At 61.9% G+C, this 25,766-nt stretch carries 24 protein-coding genes and 1 riboswitch; of the genes, 6 read left to right on the top strand and 18 right to left on the bottom strand.

Annotated elements, in window-relative coordinates:
- Nucleotides 1-52 precede the first annotated feature (52 nt).
- The 3 genes from CLV74_RS15295 to CLV74_RS15285 form a co-directional block, all read right to left on the bottom strand.
- The gene (locus CLV74_RS15295) at nucleotides 53-1,648 is read right to left on the bottom strand and encodes a TRAP transporter large permease (protein WP_106266449.1); all 1,596 of its coding nucleotides are present in this window, start codon (nucleotides 1,646-1,648) and stop codon (nucleotides 53-55) included.
- Nucleotides 1,649-1,650: 2 nt separating this feature from the next.
- Nucleotides 1,651-2,457 carry a TRAP transporter small permease subunit gene (locus CLV74_RS15290; protein WP_106266447.1) on the bottom strand — a complete coding sequence of 269 codons (807 nt, stop codon included), beginning with the start codon at nucleotides 2,455-2,457 and terminating at the stop codon, nucleotides 1,651-1,653.
- A 116-nt stretch (nucleotides 2,458-2,573) separates the two neighbouring features.
- The gene (locus tag CLV74_RS15285) at nucleotides 2,574-3,590 is read right to left on the bottom strand and encodes a TRAP transporter substrate-binding protein (RefSeq protein ID WP_106266445.1); all 1,017 of its coding nucleotides are present in this window, start codon (nucleotides 3,588-3,590) and stop codon (nucleotides 2,574-2,576) included.
- 228 nt (nucleotides 3,591-3,818) lie between these two features.
- Between CLV74_RS15285 and CLV74_RS15280 the strand changes: the two genes are divergently transcribed.
- A complete protein-coding gene (locus CLV74_RS15280; protein WP_106266443.1) occupies nucleotides 3,819-4,493 on the top strand; it encodes a GntR family transcriptional regulator in 675 nt (224 codons plus the stop codon).
- 9 nt (nucleotides 4,494-4,502) lie between these two features.
- Complete coding sequence (locus tag CLV74_RS15275; RefSeq protein ID WP_106266441.1) at nucleotides 4,503-5,348, top strand: fumarylacetoacetate hydrolase family protein; 846 nt, start codon at nucleotides 4,503-4,505, stop codon at nucleotides 5,346-5,348.
- Between the two features lie 253 nt (nucleotides 5,349-5,601).
- Here CLV74_RS15275 and cobF read toward each other — a convergent pair whose 3' ends face one another.
- From cobF to cbiE, 6 genes are read right to left on the bottom strand one after another with little or no spacing between them, the layout of a single operon-like run.
- A complete protein-coding gene (cobF, locus tag CLV74_RS15270; RefSeq protein WP_106266439.1) occupies nucleotides 5,602-6,357 on the bottom strand; it encodes a precorrin-6A synthase (deacetylating) in 756 nt (251 codons plus the stop codon).
- Nucleotides 6,357-7,073, bottom strand: coding sequence for a uroporphyrinogen-III C-methyltransferase (gene cobA / locus CLV74_RS15265; RefSeq protein WP_106266437.1), 717 nt, complete (start codon nucleotides 7,071-7,073; stop codon nucleotides 6,357-6,359). The genes cobF and cobA overlap by 1 nt, the downstream gene beginning before the upstream one ends.
- Complete coding sequence (locus CLV74_RS15260; RefSeq protein WP_106266435.1) at nucleotides 7,070-8,380, bottom strand: cobyrinic acid a,c-diamide synthase CobB; 1,311 nt, start codon at nucleotides 8,378-8,380, stop codon at nucleotides 7,070-7,072. Before CLV74_RS15260 ends, cobA begins: the two co-directional genes overlap by 4 nt.
- Nucleotides 8,380-9,165 carry a precorrin-4 C(11)-methyltransferase gene (gene cobM, locus CLV74_RS15255; RefSeq protein WP_106266433.1) on the bottom strand — a complete coding sequence of 262 codons (786 nt, stop codon included), beginning with the start codon at nucleotides 9,163-9,165 and terminating at the stop codon, nucleotides 8,380-8,382. Before cobM ends, CLV74_RS15260 begins: the two co-directional genes overlap by 1 nt.
- Entirely contained in the window at nucleotides 9,162-9,524 is a 363-nt protein-coding gene (locus CLV74_RS15250; protein ID WP_106266431.1) for a cobalamin biosynthesis protein, read from the bottom strand. Before CLV74_RS15250 ends, cobM begins: the two co-directional genes overlap by 4 nt.
- Entirely contained in the window at nucleotides 9,521-10,708 is a 1,188-nt protein-coding gene (gene cbiE / locus CLV74_RS15245; RefSeq protein WP_106266430.1) for a precorrin-6y C5,15-methyltransferase (decarboxylating) subunit CbiE, read from the bottom strand. The genes CLV74_RS15250 and cbiE overlap by 4 nt, the downstream gene beginning before the upstream one ends.
- On the opposite strand from cbiE, the gene CLV74_RS15240 reads away from it, so the two are divergent.
- Nucleotides 10,707-11,462: a cobalt-precorrin-6A reductase gene (locus CLV74_RS15240; RefSeq protein WP_106266428.1), complete on the top strand. Its 756-nt coding sequence runs from the start codon at nucleotides 10,707-10,709 to the stop codon at nucleotides 11,460-11,462. The genes cbiE and CLV74_RS15240 overlap by 2 nt on opposite strands.
- Here the strand turns inward: CLV74_RS15240 and cobJ are convergent.
- Genes cobJ through CLV74_RS15205 form a run of 7 tightly spaced genes read right to left on the bottom strand, consistent with a single transcriptional unit; the run spans nucleotide 11,432 to nucleotide 19,351 of the window.
- Entirely contained in the window at nucleotides 11,432-12,184 is a 753-nt protein-coding gene (gene cobJ, locus CLV74_RS15235; RefSeq protein ID WP_106266426.1) for a precorrin-3B C(17)-methyltransferase, read from the bottom strand. The genes CLV74_RS15240 and cobJ overlap by 31 nt on opposite strands.
- Nucleotides 12,181-12,897, bottom strand: coding sequence for a precorrin-2 C(20)-methyltransferase (locus CLV74_RS15230; RefSeq protein WP_106266424.1), 717 nt, complete (start codon nucleotides 12,895-12,897; stop codon nucleotides 12,181-12,183). The genes cobJ and CLV74_RS15230 overlap by 4 nt, the downstream gene beginning before the upstream one ends.
- Before the next feature lie 3 nt (nucleotides 12,898-12,900).
- Nucleotides 12,901-13,530 (bottom strand): precorrin-8X methylmutase, encoded by a 630-nt coding sequence (locus tag CLV74_RS15225; RefSeq protein ID WP_106266422.1) that lies wholly within the window; start codon nucleotides 13,528-13,530, stop codon nucleotides 12,901-12,903.
- The gene (gene cobG / locus CLV74_RS15220) at nucleotides 13,531-14,700 is read right to left on the bottom strand and encodes a precorrin-3B synthase (protein ID WP_106266420.1); all 1,170 of its coding nucleotides are present in this window, start codon (nucleotides 14,698-14,700) and stop codon (nucleotides 13,531-13,533) included.
- Nucleotides 14,697-17,942 (bottom strand): cobaltochelatase subunit CobN, encoded by a 3,246-nt coding sequence (cobN, locus tag CLV74_RS15215; protein WP_106266418.1) that lies wholly within the window; start codon nucleotides 17,940-17,942, stop codon nucleotides 14,697-14,699. Before cobN ends, cobG begins: the two co-directional genes overlap by 4 nt.
- A 3-nt stretch (nucleotides 17,943-17,945) precedes the next feature.
- Nucleotides 17,946-18,980, bottom strand: a complete 1,035-nt coding sequence (gene cobW, locus CLV74_RS15210; RefSeq protein ID WP_106266416.1) for a cobalamin biosynthesis protein CobW — start codon at nucleotides 18,978-18,980, stop codon at nucleotides 17,946-17,948.
- A 2-nt stretch (nucleotides 18,981-18,982) separates the two neighbouring features.
- Nucleotides 18,983-19,351 carry a DUF1636 family protein gene (locus CLV74_RS15205; protein WP_106266414.1) on the bottom strand — a complete coding sequence of 123 codons (369 nt, stop codon included), beginning with the start codon at nucleotides 19,349-19,351 and terminating at the stop codon, nucleotides 18,983-18,985.
- A gap of 95 nt (nucleotides 19,352-19,446) precedes the next feature.
- A riboswitch (cobalamin riboswitch) is annotated at nucleotides 19,447-19,680 on the bottom strand.
- A gap of 36 nt (nucleotides 19,681-19,716) precedes the next feature.
- Between CLV74_RS15205 and cobO the strand changes: the two genes are divergently transcribed.
- Both cobO and CLV74_RS15190 read left to right on the top strand, forming a co-directional pair.
- Entirely contained in the window at nucleotides 19,717-20,337 is a 621-nt protein-coding gene (gene cobO / locus CLV74_RS15200; protein WP_106266412.1) for a cob(I)yrinic acid a,c-diamide adenosyltransferase, read from the top strand.
- A 278-nt stretch (nucleotides 20,338-20,615) separates the two neighbouring features.
- Nucleotides 20,616-22,061 carry a cobyric acid synthase gene (locus tag CLV74_RS15190; RefSeq protein WP_106266408.1) on the top strand — a complete coding sequence of 482 codons (1,446 nt, stop codon included), beginning with the start codon at nucleotides 20,616-20,618 and terminating at the stop codon, nucleotides 22,059-22,061.
- Nucleotides 22,062-22,063: 2 nt separating this feature from the next.
- On the opposite strand, the gene CLV74_RS15185 is transcribed toward CLV74_RS15190, so the two are convergent.
- Together CLV74_RS15185 and CLV74_RS15180 are read right to left on the bottom strand one after the other, a co-directional pair.
- A complete protein-coding gene (locus tag CLV74_RS15185; RefSeq protein ID WP_106266406.1) occupies nucleotides 22,064-22,987 on the bottom strand; it encodes an AEC family transporter in 924 nt (307 codons plus the stop codon).
- A 1-nt stretch (nucleotide 22,988) separates the two neighbouring features.
- The gene (locus tag CLV74_RS15180; protein ID WP_106266404.1) at nucleotides 22,989-23,681 is read right to left on the bottom strand and encodes a TetR/AcrR family transcriptional regulator; all 693 of its coding nucleotides are present in this window, start codon (nucleotides 23,679-23,681) and stop codon (nucleotides 22,989-22,991) included.
- Between the two features lie 150 nt (nucleotides 23,682-23,831).
- Here CLV74_RS15180 and CLV74_RS15175 point away from each other — a divergent pair, with 150 nt between their 5' ends.
- The gene (locus tag CLV74_RS15175) at nucleotides 23,832-25,718 is read left to right on the top strand and encodes a bifunctional sugar phosphate isomerase/epimerase/4-hydroxyphenylpyruvate dioxygenase family protein (protein ID WP_106266402.1); all 1,887 of its coding nucleotides are present in this window, start codon (nucleotides 23,832-23,834) and stop codon (nucleotides 25,716-25,718) included.
- Nucleotides 25,719-25,766 lie beyond the last annotated feature (48 nt).

The raw sequence follows: 25,766 nt of genomic DNA, 5'->3' as shown, positions 1-25,766 counted from the left end.
CGTGGAGGCGGGGCAGCGCGGGTTACCGCGCCGCCCCTTTGTCAGAGGTCCGTTAGAGGAACAGCGTCACAATCGGCGGCCAGATCAGCAGGACCGAGAGGGCCAGCAGCTGGATCGCGATGAACGGCAGGAACCCACGGAAGATGTCGGTCAGGCTGATGTGTGCCGGAGCCACGGACTTCAGGTAGAAGGCTGCGGGGCCGAAGGGCGGCGACAGGAAGCTGACCTGCATGTTCATACAGAAGACCACACCGAACCAGACTGCGACGTGCTGGGGCTGAAGGTGACCCAGATACCCGATCTCGTCCACGGGCAGGCGCAGTACGATGGGCAGGAACACCGGCATGATCAGCAGCACGATACCAACCCAGTCCATGAACATGCCCATGATCAGGAAGATGAACATCATCACAAAGATCACGCCCATGGTCGGCAGGTCCGAACCCACGATCAGGTTCGCCACATAGGTCGGACCACCGGCCAGAGTATATGCAGCAGCCAGAGCGGCAGCGCCGATGGTCACCCAGATGATGGTGCCGGTCGACTTCAGCGTACGCATGAGGCTGTCCCAGACGATGTCAAAGGTCATCTCGCGGCGCAGGACGCTGATCACGAAGACCGCAACCACACCCATACCAGCGGCTTCGGTGATGCCGGTGATACCGCCGTAGATCGAGCCAAGCACAACGCCGATCACCACGATGGGAGCGACCAGACCTTTGCCCATTTCCCAACCTTCGTTGGTGCGCGCCTTGCCGACGATGACAAAGACAACCGCCAGCGACAGGATCAGGGCACCTGCCAGATAGGGCAGGTCAGAGACCATCCCAAGCAGGATCGGATCAACGCCTTCGACAACTTCGTTCATGCCGGTGACGGTGAAGAACAGGTTGCGCAGGATCAGGGCACCGATGATCCAGATCGACAGACGGCCAAGGAAGCCCAGGAACATCAGACCCTTTTCACCGCCTTTGGGGGCAGAAGGATCTTCGGCGGGCAGGGGTGCCATGTCGGGGTTCATCTGGGTACGTACAAGGATGTAGACCATGAAGAACGACGCCAGCATGAAACCGGGCAGGAACGACGCGGTGAACAGGGCCTTGATCGAGGTCTCGGTCACCAGACCGTAGAAGATCAGAACGATCGACGGGGGGATCATGGTACCCAGCGAGCCCGACGCACAGATGGTGCCGATTGCGAGGTTCTGGTTATAGCCAAGACGCAGCATCTGGGGCAGGGCGATGAGGCCCAGAAGAACCACTTCGCCGCCGATGATGCCGGACATGGCCGCCATGATCACCGCCATCAGCGAGGTCACCAGAGCGATACCCCCACGGGTGCGCGAAAGCCATGTGTTCAGCGAGCTGTACATGTCCCGAGCGATGCCTGACCTCTCAAGTAGAGCGGCCATAAAGATGAACAGTGGCACCGAGATCAGTACGTAGTTCGTCATCTGGCGGTAGACCGCCTGTCCCAGAACCGAGAACGGTCCCTTGCCGAAGGTCTTGAACAGGATGTCGACGTCGAACTTGAGGACCAGCGTGACGACCGCAAGGAAGGCCGAGGCAAAGCCAAGGGGCATCCCGATCGCCAGCAGCGCGAACATCCCGAGTAGCAGGATGAGGCTGAGGGTTCCGATATCAACCATAATTACTTGTCCTCCAGAGTACGGCGCAGCATTTCGATCTCGGTTTCGTCGATATCGTCATGGGCGTGGTGCTCGGGTGCTTTGTTCCAGTCGGCGATCAGGTTCGAGACGGCCTGAATGGTCACCAGAACGATAATGAAAAGAATTGCGGGTTTGACGGTGCCGGGGATCGGCGGATCCCATGCGGTGCCAAAGCCTTCCAGACGCAGCATACGGGTCATGGCGTCATTGTAGCCGCCCCAGACCAGCGTGAAGGTGAAGATGACGATCAGCGAGACCGAGATCACATCCGCCACTTTCTGCATCCAGCGGGGGAACATGTCATAGATGACATAGATACGGATGTGGCTGCGCTGCTGCATGGCGTATTGGCCGGCCAGCAGGAAGATGAAAGACGCGATCCACAGAGACAGTTCGTTCGCCCAGAGGGTCGGGGCGTTGAACGCGTAGCGGGCGACCACCTCGTAGAACATGACGATCACAACGAAGGCGATCGAGATCATCGCCAGACGCGAGGTCACAAGGCTGAGGTAGTCGAAGAAACCACTGGGCTTGTCCTCGATCGCGCCGACGGTATCGGACAGGAAGAGAGAACCAAACAGAAGTGCAAGTGACATCGATGCAAGGAAGATCTGGACCATGGGCTTGCCCTTGGGTCGGATCATGTCAAACATCGTGATGGGTTCGGCAGACACCGCGTTCATGGCTAGGATGCCAACGAACAGCAGAAGTGTCAGAGCAGTAAAGCCGATCATGCCCTTTTTGACCGGTCCTCTGAGGGACCCTAGCCAAACGCTTTCGGTAACCATGATGAAAAAATCTCCCGGCCTGTCACCCGACGCATATGTCCGGGTGAGAAAAGGCGGGCCAGGGCGACTGGCCCGCCGAAGGGGTTCAGGCTGTAAGGTCTTGTATTAAGACCGGATTACTTTGCCAGCAGGCCAAGCTGACCCAGGTAGGTGCGGTGGCTTTCAACCAGCGCCGCTGCCTCGGGGGTCTTGGCTGCCCAACCGTCCCATGCTTTCTGGGCGGCCGCGCGGAAGTCTGCGCGGTCTTTTTCCGACCAGTTGTACAGGGTCACACCGTTTGCGGCCAGTTCAGCTGCTGCTTCGGCGTTCTTCTTCTCGTTCGACAGAGCGGTGTGCAGGGTCAGTTTCTGCATCGCAGTGTCGATGATGCGACGGTGCTTCTCGCTCAGGCCGTCCCATACTTCTTTGTTACATGCCAGGTGGTCCGACGGCATCGAGTGGAAGCCGGGGTAGGTGGCGTGCTTCACGATGTCATACAGACCCAGGCCAACGTTGTTGTAGAGGCCCGAAGCGTCCGCACCGTCGATGATGCCGGTTTCCAGCGCGGTGAAGATCTCGGTGAAGTCCATCACGATGGGCGTTGCGCCCATTTCGGTGAAGATTTCGGTCTCCAGGCCCGGGGGCGAACGGAATTTCCAGCCCTTCAGATCTGCGGGGCCTGCGATGGGCTTGGACGACGACAGGGATTCCTGACCGTAGAGCCACCAGCCGATCAGCTGCATGCCGTTTGCGTTGTACAGTGCCTGAGCCGCGTCATAACCGCCGCCGTAATACAGCCACGAAATCTGCTGCCAGGGGGTGTCATAGCCACCCATGATGTCACCAACGAACTGGAACGCAGGGTTCTTACCGGTCTGGTAAGCGCCGCCGGTCATGTCACAGTCCAGAATGCCGTTCACAGCCGCATCCCAGGTCTCGGTGGTCGCAACAACCGACGAGCTGTAGAACATCTCGATCGCGATCTCGCCGCCCGACATGGTCTGGATGTCATCGACAAAGCCAGCTGCCAGTTTGCCCGAGGGATGCTCGGTCGCGTAGTGCGTCTGGATGCGCAGGGTCACGTCTGCTGCCGATGCGGCACCAGCGGCCACGGCGGCCAGAGCTGCGGATGCAAGAAGCTTGCTGAGTTTCATTCGTAATCCTCCCTATGGCGGCCTCCTCTGCCGCCGATTTATCCCTAAGAACCACGCTTGAGTGTGGCCCTGCGGTCGAATGGTATACCATCCTGAAAAGACGCTAGCGAAACCGTTGCAGACAATCAACGACTTTTGGTATACCAAATTTGAAAAAATAGATAACTGCGCTGTCGATGGGCCTGTGGTTCGGGTAAAAAGCGTTTAATAACGGGGAGTTGGCCTGAAATGATCGAAGAAACACTGGCCGAACAGATTGCGCGGCAACTGCGACGTGACATTCTGCGCGGAAAGTTGGCGCCGGGCTCTTCTATTAAAGAACGGGACAACGCCGCAGAGATGGGCGTCAGCCGGACCCCTATGCGCGAGGCCATCAGAATTCTTGCCAAAGAGGGGCTGGTGATTCTGCGTCCCGCCCGCAGCCCGATCGTGGCCGAACCCAGCATCAAAGAGATTTCCGATCAGGTCGAGGTTCTGCTGGCACTGGAAAAACTGTCCGCAGAACTGGCCTGCAAGAACGCCACCGAAGAAGATCTGGCGGAACTGGAACGGATTCAGGAATACGTGGATCTGAATTTCGACGGCTCGGACCCGCTGGATATGTTCGAAGTGGACATGTCCTTCCATTCCGCCATCGCGCGGGCGTCGGGCAATGACGTGATCGCCGACATGCACCGCACCCTGCTTGAGCGCCTCTGGCGCGCCCGCTATCTAGCCGCCCGCCGCCGCCGCAACCGCGCGCGTGTGGTCCTGCAGCACGGAGCGATTCTGGACGCGCTGAAAGCCCGCGACCGGGTCGCGGCGCTGGAAGCCATCGAGGCCCATTTGGGCCATCTGGAACACGATATCCGCGAGGTTATCGAACAAGAAGCCGAGGCGAATATGGTCTCGGGGACATCATAGGAGAGAGTGATGAAATTATTGCGTTTTGGCCCTGCTGGCGAGGAGAAGCCGGGCATTCTGGACAGCGACGGCAACGTGCGCGACCTGAGCGGCAAAGTGGCCGATTTCGCAGGTCAGGGCGTGTCGCTGGCCGCATTGGACGCAATCCGTGCGATTGATGTGAATAGCCTTCCCGTGGTGGAAAACCCCGGCCGGATCGGCTCTTGCGTGGCGTCGGTGCCGAATTTCTTCTGCATCGGTCTGAACTACGCCAAGCACGCCGCCGAAACCGGTGCCGAGCCGCCGAAAGAGCCGATTATCTTTAACAAAGCCACCAGCGCTCTGTCGGGTCCCTTCGACAACGTGGTGATTCCCAAGAACTCGGTCAAATCGGACTGGGAAGTGGAACTGGGTGTGGTGATCGGCAAGGACGCCAGCTACGTCAGCGAAGACGACGCGCTGGACTACGTTGCGGGCTACTGCGTGATCAACGACATGTCCGAGCGCGAGTTCCAGATCGAAAAGGGCGGCCAGTGGGTCAAAGGCAAATCGGCCCCCACCTTCGGCCCGACCGGCCCCTATTTGGTCACCGCCGATGAGGTGCCGAACCCGCAAGCACTGGCTCTGAGCCTGGATCTGAACGGCGAGACCGTGCAGAATTCAAACACTGACGACATGATTTTCACCGTCCGCCAGATCATCAGCTACATGAGCCAGTTCATGCAGCTGCAGGCGGGCGACATCATCGCCACCGGCACGCCTTCGGGTGTGGGCATGGGCATGAAGCCCCAGCGCTTCCTCAAGCCCGGTGACAAGATGACCGTGCGCATCGAAGGTCTGGGCGAGCAAGAGCAAACCGCCGTCGCCTACAGCTGATTTGCGTCGCAAAGATTGACAGAGGGGCTGCCTTTCGGGGCGGCCCTTATTTGTTTGCAGCACTCGGCGGTGCTGGCGGGACTGTGAGTATTTGGATCAAGAAGAAACTGCTGCTTCTTTATTGCATAAATACTCATTCATAGCCGATCGCCTACTGATCGAACCCTATGGTTGTTGGCGCGATTTATCTCGAAATGTGGTTCACCTTGTACGGCATGGATTTGAGTATTTGGGCAATAAAGAAGTCAGGGACTTAATCGTCTTTGCGTAGCAGGTAGATGTCCATGCACCATCCATGCTTTTTGCGGGCCTCGGCGCGGGTTTCGATGATGTCTTGGGTGATATCGCTCAGGGGGCCGGAGCGGCGGATTTCATTGGGCATACCTGCGAAGGCGGTCCAGTAGATGGTGATGCCCGTTGGGTCCAGATGCCGGAAGCTACAGGCACCGTCGAGCATCACGACGACTGTATCCACTTTGTTCGGCCAGCCGTTATCGCGCAACTGGCGGCCTGTGGTGATGGTAAAGGGTCCGTTGATCCGGTTCAGCGGGATGGCGTGGCCTGCGGTCAGGGTCTGGATCGAAGTGATGCCGGGAATCACTTGTGTGGTGATTCGGGTCTGTTTTGTGAGGCGGTCTGCGATGCGTAGGGTGCTGTCGTAGAGAGAGGGGTCTCCCCACACCAGAAAGCCGACGGTGCCGCCCGATGGCAGGGCCTTTTGCATCGCGTCCAGCCAGACGGCGGCGATGGCGTCGTGCCAGTCGTCTACGCGCTGACGGTAGTCGGTGGTGGCCTCGTCCCGAATGGGCAGGGTGAATTCATGGATCGGGGTGTCGCCGGTCAGCACATCGGCGCAGATCTGGCGGCGCAGGCCTGCGAGGTCATCTTTATCCGCGCCTTTGTGGGGGATGAGGATGGCATCGCAGCTGTTCAGGGCTTCGATCGCTTCAAGGGTCAGGTGCTTGGGGTTGCCTGAGCCGATCCCCACCAGTTTCAGGGTATAGGCCATCAGTCCGCCAGCGGTCCGTAGAGGATAAGGGCGGGTTGGGTGCTTTCCGCGCCTTCAAGGCTATCTGCCAGTTCCGCGATGGTGCTGCGGGTCAGGACCTCATCTGGTTTCGAGACCCCTTCGCAGAGCATAGCGGGGGTGTCGGCGGGCATGCCGTGTTTGATCAGTTCGGCTACCATCTGGGCAAAGGTGCGTTTGCCCATGTAGACTGCTGTGGTGGCATTCGCATCGGCTAGAGCGGCCATGTTCAGCTGGTCGGGCAGGCCGCCTGTCACATCATGGCCGGTGACGAATTGCAGGCGGCGTGCGGTGAGGCGGCGGGTCAGGGGAATGCCAGCGGCAGCGGCGGCAGCCGAGGCGGTGGTGACGCCGGGGACAATTTCATAGGGGATGCCGTGGGCGCGCAGAGCGATGATTTCTTCTTCCAGACGGCCATAGATGCCGGAATCGCCGGATTTCAGGCGCACGACTTTGGCCCCTTGGCTGGCGTAATCCACCAGAAGCTGGCTGACGTGGTCCTGTTTGGGGCTGGGACGGCCAGCGCGTTTGCCGACGCCGATCAGGTCGGCTTCGGGTTTTACATGTTCCAGAATCGGAGCTGCACCCAGATCGTCATAGAGGATCGCGTCGGCCTCTTTCATCCGGTTCAGGGCCTTGAGGGTCAAAAGCTCTGGATCGCCGGGGCCTGAGGATACGAAACTGACAAAGCCGCTCATGTGGCCTCCGAAATCATGTGAAAGAACGTGCCGGTGGCGTGACCTTTGACCGAGCCGGTTTCGGGCACGTCGGCCCCATTGGCATCGGTGACATGGGCCAGAGGCGCGTCCGGTTGTTCCAGAATGGTTGAATAGTGGAATTCATGGCCGCGCAGGCGGGCCTTGGCGCTGTACCCCGGCAAGGGGGCGTGCAGATCGGCCAGACGGTAGCCGAGGTGCATCTTGCGTTTCTCATAACTGGTCACAAGACCCAAGAGCCCTGCCATCTGGTGGCGGGTGCCGTCTTTGTCAATCAGGGCCGTGCCCATAGCCATGTAGCCGCCGCATTCGCCGTGGACGGGGCAGGTTTCGGCAAAGGCTTGCAGGCCGCTGCGGAAGTTCTGCGCCGCTGCGATTTTGCCTGCGTGCAGTTCGGGGTAGCCACCGGGCAGCCAGCAGACGTCGGCGCTGGGATCGGGGGCTTGGTCCGCAAGGGGGCTGAAGGGCAGGATCTCGGCGCCGGCGGCGCGCCAAGCGTTCAGCTGGTGCGGATAGACAAAGCTGAAGGCTGCGTCACGAGCCAGGGCGATGCGCTGACCGGGGGGCGGACAGGGGCGCGGCTGGATCGCTGGGGGCTGGGTTTGCACGGCGGCGGCGCGGATCGCGTTCAGGTCCACATGCTCGGCTACGAAACTGGCGGCAGCCGAGAGGATGCGGTTCAGATCCGAATGCTCTTCTGCTTGGACAAGGCCAAGGTGCCGCTCGGGCATCTCGATGTCCTTCATACGTGGAAGCGATCCCAGAACGGTGATGCCTGCATCGGCCATGCCCGCGCGGACCAGCGCGTCATGGCGGGGACTGGCGACGCGGTTCAGCACAACGCCTGCCACCTGCACATCGGGGCGCATCAGGGTAAAGCCTTTGGCAACGGCGGCGGCGGATTGCGCCTGTCCCGACACGTCAATCACCAGCACCACGGGCCAGCCCATCAGGGCGGCCACATCGGCGCTGGCCCCTGATCCGGTTTCACCGGGGCAGGCGACGCCGTCGAAGAGACCCATCGAGCCTTCGGCCAGCACGATATCCGCGCCTTCTGCGGCTTGGACCAGATCGGCCATCAGGCCACGGCCCATGGCCCAACTGTCAAGGTTGACCGAGGTCCGTCCTGCGGCTGCGGTGTGGAAGGCCGGATCGATATAGTCAGGGCCGCTTTTGAACGGTTGCACCGTCAGGCCCTGATCGGACAGAGCGCGGCACAGACCCAGCATCAGGGTTGTCTTGCCCGTGCCAGAGGCGGGCGCCGAGATCAAAAGGCCCTTGGGCAGCATCATTCGGTTCCTTCGGGAAAGCGCGGGTTGGTGCCAAGCGGACGGTAGCGACGATCATAGTCTGCCGCATAGAGGCAGGATTCGTCGAAGTCTTCGGCGCCAAGGGCGTGGCCGACCATGATCAGGGCGGTGCGGCCCCGTTCGCCTTGGGTTGCCTCGATCACCGTGCCAAGGGTGGCTTTGATGATCTTCTGGTCGGGCCAAGTGGCGCGCCAGATCACGGCGACGGGGCAATCGCTGCCGTAGCTGGGCGAAAGGCGGTCAACCACCTCTTCCAGTACGTGGACGGACAGGTGCACGGCCAGCGTCGCGCCGGTCTTGGCAAAGTTCTCAAGCGTTTCGCCATCGGGCATGCTTGAGGCGCGGCCAGAGGTGCGGGTCAGGACCAGTGACTGGGCGACACCCGGCAGGGTCAGTTCTGCGCCCAAGGCAGCAGCGGCAGCGGCGAAAGAGGGCACACCGGGGGTGACGTCATAGGCGATGCCTTCAGCCCGAAGGCGGCGCAACTGTTCGCCCATGGCAGACCAGACCGACAGATCGCCCGAGTGCAGGCGGGCCACGTCATGGCCAGCGGCGTCGGCGGCTTTGATCTCGGCCACGATATCGTCAAGCGACATGGAGGCGGTGTTGACGATCTTTGCGCCTTCGGGGCAGTGGGTCAGCAGTTCCTCAGGCACCAGCGAGCCTGCGTAAAGACAGACCGGGCAAGAGGCGATCAGGTCGCGCCCGCGCAGGGTGATCAGGTCAGCCGCGCCGGGGCCGGCGCCGATGAAGTGAACGGTCATGTCAGAGATCCTTCAGCAATTGCGGCGGTGGCCATGCCGTCTTGGGTTTGCACGCGGGGTCCTAGCAGGCGGGCCTGCGGTCCTGCGGCAGCAAGAGCGGCGGCCTCGGCCAGTGATCCGGTGCCGAAACGGGCGGCCACGCGGGGGGAATGGGTCAAAACGGGTTGGTTTGCAAGATCGCCCTCAGGCACGGCGATCAGGGGCAGGCCAAGGGTTGCGGCCAGCGCTTTGATTTGCGGCGCTTGGGCTTTGCCTTCGGCGGTGGCCAGCGCGTCGGGTCTGTGGCCTGTCAGGGCGATGGCCTGAGCAAGGGCGCTTTCCGGCGCAGTAGAGCGGAAGCCGAGACCTGCGATTTTCATCGGGTGACGCTCCATTGCAGGATCGGGCGGGCGCGGTCCCATCCGCGCATGCGGCCCAAGGGGGCGCTTTCCGCCAGTTCCGCCCGCAGCAGGTCTCCGCCATGCATGCCGTGCCAGTTCAGCAGCAGGCTTTCGGTTTCCAGCGTGACGGCGTTTGCCACGATGCGGGTGCCGGTGGGCAAGGTGTCCCAAAGGTGCTGCATCAGGGCAGGGCTGTTGCCGCCGCCGATGAAGACCGCATCGGGGGTGGGCAGGTTCATGAGGCCCTCAGGCGCAGTGCCTAGGACGCAGGTCAGGCGGTGATCCAAGCCGAATTGCGCGGCGTTCTGGCGGATGTTGGCACAACGATCCTGACGCGGTTCAAGCGCGACAGCGGTACAGCCGTTTGCGGCCAGACACCATTCCACCGAGATCGAGCCCGAGCCGCCGCCGATGTCCCACAGCACCTCATTCACCCTTGGGGCAAGGGCCGAGAGGGTCAGGGCGCGGACGGGACGTTTGGTGATCTGCCCGTCGCTGGCAAAGAGATCATCCTTGAGGCCAGAGGCGCGGGGCAGGCCTTTATCACCGGCGCAGTCGATGGCGATGACCACGGGGGCGTCGACCTCAACCAGATCAAAGGTCTCGGCAGTGATGGTGCGCACGCGTTTGCGGGTGCCGCCAAGCCGTTCCAGCACGTGGCAGGTCGAGGGGCCAAAGCCGTTGTCGGTCAGCCAGTCGGTGATCTGTTCCACCGCTGCGCCGTCGCGCAGGGTGCAGATGGCGCGGACGCCACGGCCAAAGATGGGGCGCAGGCGGTCAAAGGGGGCGGCGTGCAGGCCGATGCACAGAGTCTCTTCCATGCGCCAGCCAAGCTCGTTCGCGGCTAGGGTGAAGCTGGATTTGGCGGGAACGCTGGTCCATTCCTCAGGCGACAAGTGCTTGGCCAAAGTGGTGCCAGCGCCGAACCAGAACGGATCGCCAGAGGCGAGGACCACCACGTTTCGGCCCCTCTCGGCCAGTACCGGATCGATGCTGAAAGGCACGGGCCATGCGCGGCCACGGTCGGTGATCCCCAGTAGGGTCAAGTGGCGCGGGCCGCCAAAGATGACTTCGGCACGGGCGATCAGATCACGGCTTGCATCCGAGAGGCCGCCCGGTCCATCTTCCGCCAGCCCGATGATGCTTAACCAAGGTTCAGACATGACACGCATCCTTCTTCTTGGTGGAACCACCGAAGCCATGAAACTTGCCGCGACGCTGGCCGATTATCAGGTGGATGCGGTGTTCAGCTACGCGGGCCGGACGAACAACCCCGTCGAGCCCCCGCTGCCTACCCGCGTGGGCGGCTTTGGTGGCGTGGATGGCCTGCGTCAGTATCTGCGCGATGAGGGCATCACCCATGTGGTGGACGCCACACATCCCTTTGCCGCGCAGATGAGCCAGAACGCTGTTGAGGCCTGCACCGCCGAAGGCATTGATCTGTGCGCGTTGGAGCGCGGACCGTGGCGCAACAAACCCGGTGACAGCTGGAAGAACGTGACCGACATGGCGGGTGCTTTGGCGGCACTGCCTGACAGCCCGCGCCGGATCTTTCTGGCGATTGGCCGTCAGCACGTGGCCGAGTTTGCCGCCAAGCCCCAGCACCATTACCTGCTGCGTCTGGTCGATGCGCCCGAGAGCGATCTGCCGGTGCCGAATGCCTCGGTCGTGCTGGCGCGTGGGCCATTCGATCTGGCGGGCGACAGGGCGCTGTTGCAAGAGCATAAAATCGATCTGATCGTCGCCAAAAACTCGGGCGGGGTCGGGGCGCGAGCCAAGCTGGACGCGGCCCGAGAGCTGGGCATTCCGGTCATTCTGATCGACCGTCCCCATATCCCGACGCGCCCGATCATGCGGACCGTGACCGATGTGATGGACTGGCTGGATCATGCGCTTGAGGCGGACGGCTTGGCGTAACGGGGGGTGTAGACGTGGGGGCCGACACGGCGGGTGTCGGCATTGCCCACGATGACCACAGTACGCATGTCGGCCATCTCTGGTGTGGCTTCGCCCAAGGTGACGGTCAGCAATTCCTGCGTCGGCTTCGTCACGTCTTTCGCAAATGAAATCAGAACATTAGGCCCGCATTCTTCACGTAGAATCTCAAGTGCGCGACCGAACTGGTGCGGGCGGGATTTGCTGCGCGGATTGTAGAAGGCCATCGAGAATCCGGCTTGCGCGGCTAGCCGCAGGCGATGCTCGACCAGCTCCCACGGTTTGAGGTTGTCGCTGAGGTTGATGGCCGCGAAGTCATGGCCCAGAGGCGCCCCAAGGCGCGAGGCAGCGGCCAGCATGGCGGTGATGCCGGGCAGGACGCGGATATCCAGATCGTGGAATTCGGGACGGGCCTCTAGCGCCTCGAACACGGCCGAGGCCATGGCGAAGACGCCCGGATCGCCGCTGCTGACCACAACAACGGTGCGGCCTTCGGCGGCCATTTCTAGTGCGTGGGTGGCGCGGTCTACCTCAACGCGGTTGTCTGATCCGTGCAGGGTCAGACCGTCGCGGGGCTGGACGCGGGCCACATAAGGAAAGTAGCCGACGATATCGGTGGCTTCATCCAGCGCGGATTGCACTTCGGGTGTGATCAGATCGTCGGCGCCGGGGCCAAGACCTGCGATGATGACTTTACCGCTCATGGGCGTCTCCCGTGGCCGTGGACAACGATGATGCTGAAATAGGGAACCTCGTCGCCGATGTCGGTCAGTTTCTGCACCGTTTGGGTGGGCATGGTGCCCCGTTCTACGATCCATGCATCTTGCAGGCGGCCTGCGGCCTGCAATGCGGCGCGGACCTTTGGTAGGTTGCGGCCGATTTTCATGAAGATCAGCGCGTCAGAGTCGGCGGCGCGGCGGTTCAGTTCCTCTTGCGGCAGAGTGGACATGCAGACGGTCAGTACATCGTCGCCCCATGTGATGGGCATGCCGGTGGCGGTCCAGCAGCCGGACATGCCGGTGATGCCGGGGATGACTTCAACCTCGCAGCGGCCTTGCAGGCGGCTGTGCAGGTGCATGAAGCTGCCGTAGAAGAACGGATCGCCTTCGCACAGGACAATGACATCCTCATCTGCGGTCAGGGCGTGCAGACGGTCGGCCCAGTCATCGTAGAACGCCCCAAGCACGCGGTTGTATTCGGGATCGCTGAAGTGGATCTCGGTCGTGACGGGGTATTCCATCGGGTGTTCGATGGCGGTCGCGGGCAGCATGCCTTCGACGATCTGGCGGGCCTGACCTTTGCGCCCCTCTTTGCGGAAGTAGGCCACATGGCGGGCGGTCCCGATCAGGCGATGGGACTTGACGCTCATGAGGTCCGGATCGCCGGGCCCGAGGCCGACGCAGATCACCTTGCCCATCGGTTATTCCTTCCAGCTGGCCAGCGCGTTCACCGCGGCCACAGTGATGGCCGAGCCGCCCAGACGGCCTTCGACGATCATCGAAGGAACAGGCAGGTCGGCCATCAGTGCATCCTTGGATTCGCGGGCGCCGACAAAGCCCACGGGGCAGCCGATGATGGCGGCAGGGCGCGGGCAGTCGGGGTCTTGCAGCATGTTCAAGAGGTGAAACAGCGCCGTGGGCGCGTTGCCGATGGCCACTAGTGCGCCCTCCATATGGGGACGCCACAGTTCGACCGCGGCGGCTGAACGGGTGTTCTGCATTTCGGCGGCCATTTCGGGGACGCGCGGGTCTTGCAAGGTGCAGATGATCTGGTTGTCGGCGGGCAGGCGCGGACGGGTGATCCCTTCGGAGACCATGCGCACGTCGCACAGGATCGGCGCGCCATTTGCCAGTGCGGCGCGGGCGGTCTCGGCCATGCCTTCGGAAAAGCGCACATGCTCTTCCAGACCCACAAAGCCCAGAGCGTGGATCATGCGCACGACCACAGGCTCTTCGTCCTTGTTGAAGCGGGCAAGGTTGGCTTCGGAGCGGATGGTGGCGAAGCTTTCCTTGTAGATCGCAGCGCCGTTGGTCTCATACACGTGGGGCATTCAGGGTCTTTCGTTCAGCAATTCGGGACGGGCGAGCAGGGTTTGGGAGCTCAGGCCCGTGCGGGTGGGGTGGCTGGCGGCGGTGCCGCCGACAATGAGGTCAAATGTCTCGGGCGCCGTGGCGGTCAGGGTTACGGGCGCGGCCGTGGGGTGGGCGCAGCCTTTGGCGCAGCCCGACACATGCAGCAGCGCTTGGGTATAGAAGGCCAAGGCGCGGGCGGTTGGACGTGTTTCGCTAAGCGCCTGCGGGCAGCCGGGGGCACCGGTACAGGCGGTGACGTGCAAGAGCGGGCTGAAGGGATCGGTGATCAGCCCTTCGGTGGCGGGAATACTGCTGGCCCCTTCCAGTAGCACCATGCGCCACGGGGTCAGGCGGATTGCGGCGGTTTGCGCAAGCGTGCGCAGGGTGTCTGTCGTCATCTGGCCAAATTCCAGCGCGACCATGAAGCCCTGACAGGCCTTGCCGGGGGCGAAGGCCAACTGGTTCGGCAGCATCGGGGCGCAGTGGCTGTCGGGCAGTTGAACGTCGGGCTTGGCCAGATGGCGGGCCATGCGGCCACGGCCATCTTTCACGCCGCCGGTGTCAAGGAACCAGCGGGCGAGGGTCAGCGCGGCCTCGGCGGCGCTGTCTGCTGTGACGGGCAGGCCCTTGGTCGAGCCATCCGCGCGGACGATCAGGCCGTGGGGTGTGCGTTCAATCCGGATATCTGCGGGGGTGTCTTGCAGCACAGGGTCCGCGCCGCAATCGATGGCGTAGCCGAATTTGCCGGGGGTGGCGGGGGCGTCCTCGGCCGCGAGGGCCAGCATCAGATCGGTGGCGACGCGGTGGCTGTCGTCGCCATGACGCCAGAACGGGGTCAGGACAATGTTGCGGCGGGTTTCGCGGGCCACATCCTGATCGATCATGTTCAGCATCCGCAGCCCGTCGATCAGCGGCGCGTGGCTGGCTTCGGTGACGCCGCGGATTTGCAGGTTGCCACGGTTCGACACATCTAGCAGGCCGTCGCCGTAGGTCTGCGCCAGATCAGCGATTTGCGCGGCCTGTGTCTGGCTGAGCCGCCCGAGGGGCGCACGGACGCGCACCACCAGACCATCGCCCGATTGCATGGGACGCAGGGCACCGGGGCACCAGCCCTGAATGATCGGGCCTTGGTTCACAGGATCGCTCATGACAGCGCCTCCAGTTCGGCAATGATCGAGTTTCGGCGCGTCACCCAAAGGCCTGCGTCCATCAGCGCGCGGAAGCGGTCCTTGAGGGCCTGTAGCGCCTGCGGGTTCGCGTCGGCCATGAAATCGGTCAGGTCATCACGGCCAAGGGTGGCCTCATAGTATTGGTCAAACAGATGCCCGCCGACGACACCCGCCAGATGGGCAAATGCGGCCATGTGATCCAGCGTTGCCGCGATCTCTGCCGCGCCACGGAAGCCGTGGTGCATCATGCCATTGGCCCAATCGGGGTTGGCGGCGCGGGCGCGGACCGTGCGGGCGATCTCTTCGTTCAGGGACCGCGCACGGGGGCGGTCGGTCTGCGTGGCGTCCATGTGGTAAAGGCTGGGGGCCTGTTGCCCAAGGCGGGCCATGGCGGCGGCAAAGCCTGCCTCATGGGCGGCATAGTCGCTGGCCATCAGCACATCGGTTTCGGGCAAGTCCTGTAGGTGGACAAAGCTGTCTGCGGTTTGCAGGCGCGTCTCTAGCGCGGCGCGGGCCTCGCGGATTTCGCCTTTGGCGTCGATGGCGTGAGAACTGGCGGCAAGCCATGCCTCGCCTGCGGCTTTGCGGGCCTCATCGCTGTAATCGTCCATCGCCGCGCCCATGTTCAAGCCATATTGGCCCGGTTTGGGACCAAAGACGCGGGGGGTGCGGGCGGCGTAGGGGTTATCCTCTGGCGTCTCTTCACGGTCGGCCAGTTTGTCGGCGGCGGCTTCGAACATCTGGGCAAGGCCGGGGAAGACATCACGGAAGAGGCCCGAGACACGCAAGGTCACGTCGATACGGGGGCGGTTCAAGAGGGCAAGGGGGATGACCTCGAACCCGCTGACGCGTTCCGATCCGTCGTCCCACTTGGGCGCAAGTCCCGCCAGATGCAGGGCCATGGCGAATTCCTCGCCTGCGGTGCGCATGGTGGCGCTGCCCCATAGGTCGATCACTAAGCCTCGCGGCCAGTCTCCGTGGTCTTGCAGGTGACGGCGCAGCAGTTCCTCGGCCAGCTTGACCCCATGGGCATGGGCGGCGCGCGAGGGAACCGAGCGGGGATCTGTGGTGTAAAGGTTCCGCCCCGTGGGCAGCACGTCTGAACGGCCACGGTAGGGCGAGCCCGACGGCCCAGCGGTAACGAAGCGTCCGCTCAGGGCGGCGTGCAGGCCAGCGGTTTCCTCGGCCCCGCAATCGCCGGTGCCAAAGATGTGCAGACCTTCGCCGTACTGGCTTTCCTTGATGTCACAGACAAAACGGTCGATGCGGGTGATCGCTTCGGCGGCAGAGGCGTCTTCGGGAATGCCAAGGTCGGCCTCAACGCCGGTCCCCTGCGCCTCGGCGCGAATGTCCTTGATCAGGCGGTCGCGGCGGGCGGGGTCAAGGCCGTCTGCGGTCGAGTATTCGTCTAGCAGGTGTTCAAGCCGTCCCATGCCCTCGGGCAGTTTGGTCTGCGCCATAGGGGGCGGCAGGTGGCCGATGGTCACGGCAGCGATGCGGCGCTTGGCTTGGGCGGCTTCACCGGGGTCATTGACGATGAAGGGATAGATCACGGGCAAATCGCGGATCAGTGCCTCGGGCCAGCAGGCGTCCGAGAGGGCCACGGATTTACCGGGCAGCCATTCCAGTGTGCCGTGGGCGCCGATATGGACCAGTGCGTCGGATTGGGCGCGGAGCCACAGGTAGAAGGCCACATAGCTGTGGCGCGGGGTACGCGACAGATCGTGGTAATCGTCATCGCGCACTGCAACATCGCCCCGTTCAGGCTGAAGGGCGACCAGCCCGTTACCTGCGTCAATGGCCGGAAAGAGGAAGGCATCCTCTTGGAACAGCGGATCGGTTTCCGGCTGGCCCCATGCGGCGTAAAGATCATCGCGCAGGGATTGGGGCAGGGTGTCCAGCGCCTCTAGGTATTCCGCCAGCGGGTATTCCAATGCCTCAGTGGTCAGGCGTTGGCCCAGATCGGTCTGGGGCTGGACGCTGTGGCCGCTGCCCGCCAGACCGGTCAGGATCTGTTCTGCCGAGGCAAGGGCATCCATGCCGACCGCATGGGCGATCTGGTATTGCTTGCCGGGATATGTCGAAAGCACCAGCGCGATGCGTTTGTCCGCAGTCGGTAAGGTGGCAAGGATGTGCCACGCTAGCACCCGATCAGCCAATGCCGCAATGCGTTCGGGGTTCGCACGGTGGGCAAAGCGCGAATACTCAAGCTCTGGGTCGCGCTTGGAAGGCTGCTTGAAGCTGGCAACACCGGCGAAGATGCGGCCGTCCACCTCTGGCAGTACCACATGCATGGCAAGATCGGCGGGCGACAGGCCCCGTTCAGCCTCTGCCCAATCCTTCTTGCGGGCGGTGGACAGGGCGATCTGGAACACCGGACAGCCTGCGGCATCAAGGGGCGAGGGCTCACCATCGCGCCCTTGGGCGGAAAAGGCGGTGGCGTTGACAATAGCGGCGGGGGCAAGGAAGGCGATCTGTTCGCGCAGCCAAGCACTGGCGTTCGGCGCCTTGAGGCTGCTGGCAAAGACGCCAAGAGCCTGAAAACCGCGCTCTTCCAGCGCCTCGATCATCGCATCCACGGGCGATGTATCTGCGGAGGTCAGGTAAGAGCGGTAGAAGGTCACCAGCGCCAAGGGACGGTGGTCGCGCTCTGGGATTGCGATGACACCTTTGGCTGGCAGGTAAAAGCCCGCATCAGGGACGGTCTTGGCACCGATGACGGGGGCCGCGTAAAGACCCGCTGCCAGCGCCAGTTGCGCCAATGCTGCTTGGGCCGCCACAGCGCCGCCTGCATCGCACAGGTGCTGTAGACGGCGCAGGGTGGACACAGGCAGTGTGCTAAGTTCATCCAGACGGGGGTCTTCGCGCCCGTCCGCAGGCAGGATCGCCAAGGCAATGCCTTTGCGCCGCGCCAAGTCTTGCAGCGTCGCTAGCCCGTAGGACCAATAGCTTTCGCCGCCGATCAGACGAACAAGGATGCCCTTGGCCCCTTCAAGCGTTTGCTCGGCGTAGACATCCACCGAGAGCGGATGTTTTAGCGCCACAAGGTTCGCCAGCCGCAAGCTGGGCAGCGATCCTTTGGCACGGTGATAGCCTGCCGCGAAAGCGCCAAGGTCCGAATCCGAGAAGGACAGCACAATCAGTTCCGAAGGCGTTTGCCCCAGATCTTGCGGTGTGTCGCTCTGGTCGAGCCCGTGACTTTCGCGGAAGACAACATGCATGGGTTAGACGCCCAGTGCTGCTTTGATGGCGGCCTCATCGATGTGGTCATGCTCGGCGATCACGACAAGCAAGGACGCACGAGGGCGGGTGCCCCAAGGCTGGTCATATTGCGCACGGATGCGGGTGCCCACCGCCTGCACTAGATAGCGCATCGGTTTGCCTTTGACTGCCACATAGCCTTTCACACGCAAGATGTTCTGGTCCTTTGCCATTTTCACAATGGCATCTTGCAACGCCTGAACATCTTCGACTTCGCCAAGATCGACCACGATGCTATCGAAATCGTCATGTTCGTGATCATCGTGCCCGTCATGGTGCGAGGGGCGGTTCTCCAGATCATCCTCAGCCGCGGCTTCCAGACCCAAGATCACGCGGGGGTCTACAACCCCGTCGGTGATGGCAATGATCGGCAGCTTGCGGGGGGCCTCAGCCTCGACCACCTCTTTGGCCTTCGCGATACCTGCCTCACCGGCCAGATCGGCTTTGGACAAGAGCACAATGTCGGCGCAGCTGATCTGATCCTCGAAGACCTCAGAGAGGGGCGTTTCGTGGTCAAGGCTGTCATCCGCTTCGCGCTGGGCCTGTACCGCATCCAGATCGGGGGCGAATTGACCGGCGGCCACAGCTTCGGCATCGGCCACGGCAATCACGCCATCGACGGTGATACGCGATTTGATCGCGGGCCAGTCGAAGGCCTTGAGCAGGGGCTTGGGCAGGGCCAGACCGCTGGTCTCAATGATGATATGCTCGGGCGTTTCGGGCAGGGCCATAAGCTGTTCGATGGTGGGGATAAAGTCATCGGCCACGGTGCAGCAGATGCAGCCGTTCGCCAGCTCCATGATGTTGCTTTCGGGGCAGTTCTCATCGGCACAGGATTTGAGAATATCGCCATCCACACCAGCGGTGCCGAATTCGTTGACCAACACAGCCAGACGCTTGCCCTGCGGGTTCTGCATCAGGTGACGGATCAGTGTGGTCTTGCCGGAACCGAGAAAGCCGGTGATCACGGTCACGGGGATTTTGGACAGATCGGACATGGTTACTCCTGCGGGGGAATGCGGGCAATGGATTGCTTGCGGAAAGCCTGAGGGCGTTCGCGCCACGGAACGATACCGTCGCTGGTCTGGGCATAGGCGCGCAGGCCGGTCAGGATCTCGTCTACTTGGGTGTCGGGGTCCATGTCGCCATAGACATAGGTCCAGCGGGCGGGCCCACCGGTCAGGGCGATCGAACACCCGCGCGAACAGGCCGAGAGACACTCGACCGGTTTCAGTTGCACGTTGTCGGGCAGATCGGCTTGGGTCAGAGCCTCATAGAGGCGCGCACCGGGGCGGGGCTCATCAGCCACGGGCTCGCCGCCCGCGATGCGGCGGCAGGTGGTGCAGACGGTCAGGGTGACCTCGGCCATAGGGTGCCTCCCATTGGGTTTGGGGGAAACAGGGATCACTGGCCAACAGGCAGAGTGCGCCTGTCAAAGCCGGCCGCGACACACCCCGTTCGCCCGTACATTTCAACGCGCTGGCAGGTCTCCCGGCTTGCGGAGCCCGTAAGGCCAATCGGCCCTGCGGCTGCCCCGCCGCCTTCCCGGGCCATTTGAGGCCAGTGGTTGCGGGGCGTCTCCGGTCACGGTCGCGGGGGCGGCTGCGCTTTACGCTTTGGGACGGTATGACGTCGCAAAGTGGTATCGCATTCCCTCTTCGCCTGTCATAGACAGGAACCAGCGCGCCCACCTGAGGGAAGGTGCCCTACCTTGTCAAGCGGAAGGATCGTCCTATGAGCGAATTGCCCCAAACCGATGAAGCCCGTCACGCGGCCAAGATGGCCAAGAAGAAAGCGGCGCGGGACAAGATCATGGCCTCGAAAGAGGGCGAGAAAGGCTTGATCATCGTGCATACAGGGCCGGGAAAGGGGAAATCCTCGTCCGGATTCGGGATGATCCTGCGGTGCATCGCGCACCAGATGCCCTGCGCCGTGGTGCAGTTCATCAAAGGCGCTTGGGAGACCGGAGAGCGGACCCTCATCGAGGCGAACTTTGCCGACCTCTGCCAGTTCCATGCCATGGGCGAGGGCTTTACCTGGGAAACCCAAGACAAGGCGCGGGATATCGAGATGGCGCAGAAGGGCTGGGCGAAGGCGAAAGAGTTGATCCTAGATCCGGAGATCAAGTTCGTGCTGCTGGACGAGATCAACATCGCGATGCGCTATGACTATATCGATGTGAACGAAGTTGTTCAGTTTCTGAAGAACGATAAGCCGGAGATGACCCACGTCTGCCTGACTGGCCGCAATGCCAAAGAGCCGTTGATCGAGGCCGCAGATATGGTGACCGAGATGACACTAATCAAACATCCGTTCCGTTCTGGGGTCAAAGGCCAGAAAGGCGTTGAGTTCTGAGCCTGAGAGATGGGGGCGCAGCCCCCTCTTGCCGCCTGCGGCGTCAATTCACCCCCGAGGTATTTTTGCCAAGATGAAAGCAACGGTTTGTTAATGATGATCCGTCAAAGTGCTCTTGCGGTACAGGGAGAGGTCCCGATGACCGCCCAAGGTGAAGGCTCTGCATCCGCGCCGCATGTGCCGCGTCGGATGCAGAGTGACCCCTATTTCATCTTGGTGAAAAATACCTCCGCCGGAGGCATGAGCGGGCGCCAACTTTGGTCGCAGGAAGGTCTTTGATGCGGGCAATCATGGTACAGGGGGCGGGCTCGAACGTGGGCAAGTCCATGCTGGTAGCGGGGCTTTGCCGTATCGCTGCGCGGCGGGGTTTGAGGGTTGCGCCGTTCAAGCCGCAGAATATGTCGAACAATGCTGCTGTGACGTCTGATGGGGGAGAAATCGGTCGGGCGCAGGCTTTGCAGGCGCTGGCCTGTGGGGTGCAGCCGCACACGGATATGAACCCTGTGCTCTTGAAGCCTGAAACCGATGTGGGCTCGCAAGTGGTTGTGCAGGGAAAGCGGATTGCGACGGTGAAGGCGCGGGATTATGCGGCCTTGAAGCCTCGGCTTTTGGAAAGCGTGCTTGAGAGTTTTAACCGTCTGAAAGCGCAGTATGATCTGGTGATTGTCGAGGGGGCGGGAAGCCCTGCAGAGGTGAACCTGCGCAAAGGCGATATCGCCAATATGGGCTTTGCGGTTGCCGCAGATGTGCCGGTGATCTTGGCGGGGGATATCGATCGGGGCGGGGTGATCGCTCAGATGGTCGGGACGCGCACGGTTCTGGCCTCTGAGGATGAGGCGATGATCGCGGGTTTTCTGATTAACAAGTTCCGCGGTGACCCAAGCCTGTTTGATGATGGCTATGCTATGATTGAGGTACAGACCGGCTGGCACGGTTTCGGGGTTTTACCCTACTTCCCTGATGCCTCGAAGCTACCGGCTGAGGATGCTTTGGACTTGCCGAAACGCTCGGGCGGCAAGGGGCTGCGGGTTGTGTGCCTTGGGCTATCACGGATCGCTAATTTTGATGATCTGGACCCGCTGGCGCAGGAAGAGGGCGTTGATCTAAGTGTTCTGCTGGCGGGTGAACCGATCCCCGGGGATGCGGATTTGGTGATCATTCCGGGCAGCAAATCCACGCGGGGCGATCTGGCTTATGTGCGGGCGCAGGGTTGGGACATTGATCTATTGGCCCATGTGCGGCGCGGTGGCCATGTATTGGGCATTTGCGGTGGCTATCAGATGCTGGGCCAAGAGGTGATTGACCCTGAGGGCTTGGAAGGTACCGCTGGCACGGAAAAGGGCCTTGGGCTGCTGGATGTGCAGACACGGATGACGGCAGACAAGCGCCTGACGCAGGTTCGGGCGCTGCATGTGCCCAGTGGTCTTGAGGTGGATGGCTATGAGATCCACATCGGCCGGACCGAGGGGCCCGATTGCGCGCGGCCCTTTGCCATGATCGGGGATCAGGCGGATGGGGCGATTTCGGCCGATGGGCGGATCGTGGGCAGCTATCTGCACGGGATGTTCACCGATGATGCCTTCCGTCGCGCCTATCTGGCGGGTTTTGGTGTGCAGTCAGCGGGCCAGTCTTATGGGGCGGTGGTTGAAGAGACCCTTGATAAGCTGGCCGACCATATGGACGCCTATCTGGACGTGGACGGCCTGCTTGCCTTGGCGCGGTAGGGTTATCCCAGCAGGTAGATCAGGGCGCTGACCGTGAAGAACGAGATTGTGGTGGTGAAGACCAGCGTGGTCGCGGTGATGCTCTCGATCCCGTAGCGCTGGCCGAAAATCGGGTAGATCGACAGCATCGGCACGCTGGCGAACAGCATGGCGCCTAGGATGTATTCGGGCTGGCCTGCGGGGAACAGTGTGAAGGCCACGAACATCAGGGCCGGATGGAGGAAGAGCTTGCCGAAGGTGATCAGCGCAGTATCGCCAGAGATGCGCTTGACCGGAAAACTGGCCACGGTGCCGCCCACAACAAATAGCGCCACCACGGGGGCGGTGTAGGTCAGATAACCAAGCACTGTGCCGATGACGTCGGGGATTGGCAGGCCGGTGATCTTGATCACCAGACCCGCGCCAAGGCCGACGAAGATCGGGTTCTTGTAGAGGCCCTTGATCGCTTTGAGGAAGGCCGTGGTGAAGCGTTCATTCGCATACATGCCTGCGTCCGCGATGGCGATGGCCAGCGGGATGGTCAGCAGGTTCTCGACCATCAAGGCCCATGCCAGCATGTCGATGGCCATGCCGCCGACGACCAATGCGGCGATGGGATAGCCCATAAAGCCACTGTTTGAGTTGCACATGCCTAGGGCGAACATCGACGCCTCGGGGATGGAGCGCCCGCGCAGGCGCATCACGGTAATGCCGCCGGTCAAAAGCGCCAGCGATGCCGCGCCATAGCAGGCCAGAAAGTGCCAGTTCAGGGCAGGGGCCCCTTCGCGGTTCACTGCCGAGATGACCATCGCGGGCATGCAGACCCGCAGGACGAACATCCCCAGCGACCGAGTGGTCTCCAACGCCACATACTTGGTTTTGATGGCGACGAACCCCAGCGTGATCAGCAGGTAAATCGGTGTGGTGATCGCAAGAATGCTGAGCATGTCAGTCGTCCAGAAGAGTGTCGATGTCGTGGGTGTCTATGAGTACTGAGCGCAGCACTGTCGAGACCACATGACGGCAAAGCGTGTGTTGGCCTGCTTTTGAATGGAGGGCATCCCCGAAGATGTGTTGGAAGGTGAACATGTTCGACACGTTGTGGAACGAAAGGGCCGAGATCAGCCAGTGCAATTCCAGCGGGTCCAGATCGGCGCGGAAACGGCCCGCTGCGATCCCTTCGTCAATCAGGGTGCTGAGGCGTTCGATCGCTTGCGCGTTTTCATGGGCGACCGAATCCGAGGCTTTAAGCTGGCGGGCGCGGTGGATGTTCTCGATCATCACAAGGCGGATGAAATCGGGGTCCTGCCGGTGGTATTCGAACGTGAAGGCTACCAGACGGGCCAGTGCCTTTTCGGGGGGCAGGCCGGTTAGGTCCAGCGCAGCCTCATGGGTGCGGATGCGGCTGTAGGCCTGTTCCAGCACGGTCCGGTAGAGCGTGTCTTTGTCATCGAAATAGTAGAAAATCATCCGTTTCGAGGTCTGCGTCCGGGCCACGATGTCATCGATGCGTGTGCCCTTGAACCCTTTGGCCGCGAACTCTTCGGTGGCAGCGCGCAGGATGTCGGCACGCACGGCCTCGGGGTCCTGTTTCCAGGACTGGCGGCGCGGATTTCGGGCAGGTGCGGTTTTTTCTGGCATGGCTATCGAAATGCAGGCTGGAAATGGTGACGGCTCTTCTATATCACGAAATTAACCGATGGGAACAAAGTGATTGTCTGTCGGGGTCAAAACCACTCAGACATCATTGCGGCTGGCAGGTCAGCGCGGCGCAAAAGGCGGGATGCACAGATGAAAACTTCGATCGCGACGGTTTCGATTTCCGGTAATTTCACCGAAAAACTGGACGCGATTGCGGCCGCAGGTTTCTATGGAATCGAGATTTTCGAGCAGGATTTTCTGGCCTATGACGGCTCGCCCCGTGATGTGGGGCGGATGATCCGCGACAAGGGCCTTGAGATCACCTTGTTCCAGCCGTTCCGCGATTTTGAAGGTCTACCGGGGGCGCTGCGCACCAAGGCCTTTGATCGGGCAGAGCGTAAGTTTGACCTGATGCAAGAGTTGGGCACCGATCTGGTGCTGGTCTGTTCGACCGTGCATCCTGAATCAATGGGCGGGATTGACCGCGCCGCCGATGACTTTGCTGAACTAGGAGAACGGGCGGCCAAGCGCGGCCTGCGTGTGGGCTATGAGGCGCTGGCGTGGGGCCGTCATGTGAATGATCATCGCGACGCGTGGGAGATCGTGCGCCGTGCAGATCATCCGAACATCGGTTTGATCGTGGACAGCTTCCACACCCTGAGCCGCAAGATTGACCCTGAGACCATCCGACGTATCCCCGGCGACAAGATCTTCTTTGTGCAGCTGGCTGATGCGCCGCTGATCGATATGGACCTGCTGTATTGGTCGCGCCACTTCCGCAACATGCCCGGAGAGGGCGATCTGCCAGTGGCCGATTTCATGCGGGCTGTGACAGCGACCGGTTATGACGGCCCTGTCAGCCTTGAGATTTTTAACGACCAGTTCCGAGGTGGCAGCCCGCGCACGATTTCCAAGGACGGCTACCGGTCGTTGATCTACGTGATGGACGAAGTGCGCCGGAAAGAACCCGCGCTGGAAGTTGACCTAGAGCCGATGCCCGCACGGATCGACGTGCAGGGCACCGCCTTTATCGAATTCGCCAGCCGTGGGGACGACGCAGACCGCCTTGAGGCGACCTTGGCTGCGTTGGGCTTCCGTCTGGAAGGGCGCCATATCAGCAAAGAACTGACCCTGTGGCAGCAGGGTGAGGTGCGGATCGTGGTGAACCGCGAAACCAAAGGCTATGCGGCCAGCGCCTATAACGTGCGCGGCACGACTGTGTGTGACATGGGGCTGAAGGTCTCGAACGCTGCCGATACCATTGCCCGTGCGGTGGCCTTGGGCGCGGATACCTTCGCGCAGCCCATTGGGCCCGGTGAGCTGGACATCCCCGCGATCCGTGGTCTTGGTGGTAGCCTGATGCACTTTATCGACGAGACCAGCGGTCTGTCGGACGTCTGGCAGGTCGAGTTCAATCAGGCCCCGACCGAAGATACTGGTGCAGGTGTGACGCGCGTGGATCATATCGCGCAAACAATGACTTACGACGAGATGCTCAGCTGGTCTTTGTTCTACACCTCGCTGTTCGAGATGGAAAAGTCGCCGATGGTGGACGTGATTGACCCTGACGGTCTGGTGCGCTCGCAGGCGTTGCAGGCCGGTGACGGGGACTTCCGGATCACCCTGAACGGGGCCGAGACGCACCGAACGTTGGCGGGTGGCTTCCTTGCTGAAAGCTTCGGGGCCAGTGTCCAGCATATCGCATTGTCGACCGACGACATCTTTGCGACGGCGGCAAAGCTGTCCAAGCGCGGCTTCCAGCCGTTGCCGATCACCGCGAACTACTATGACGATCTGGCCGCTCGTTTCGATCTGGAGCCTGATATGCTGGCCCGCATGAAGGGCAGCAACATCCTCTATGATCAGGATGCCCACGGCGAGATCTTCCAGCTGTATTCTCAGCCCTTCGGCAACGGGATGTTCTTTGAAATCCTGCAACGTCGTGAAAGTTATGCGGGCTATGGTGCCCCCAACGCGCCTTTCCGGATCGCCGCGCAAAAGCGTCTGATGCGGCCCAAGGGCATGCCCCGTTTCTAAGCGCAACAAGGGGTATGCAGGAACGGACTGAATTCAGTTCAATTCGGT

It is taken from the genome of Donghicola tyrosinivorans (assembly GCF_003003355.1).
GTDB lineage: Bacteria > Pseudomonadota > Alphaproteobacteria > Rhodobacterales > Rhodobacteraceae > Donghicola > Donghicola tyrosinivorans.
Note: the sequence above shows the minus strand (reverse complement) of the source record. Positions and strands in the feature narration are given on the sequence as shown.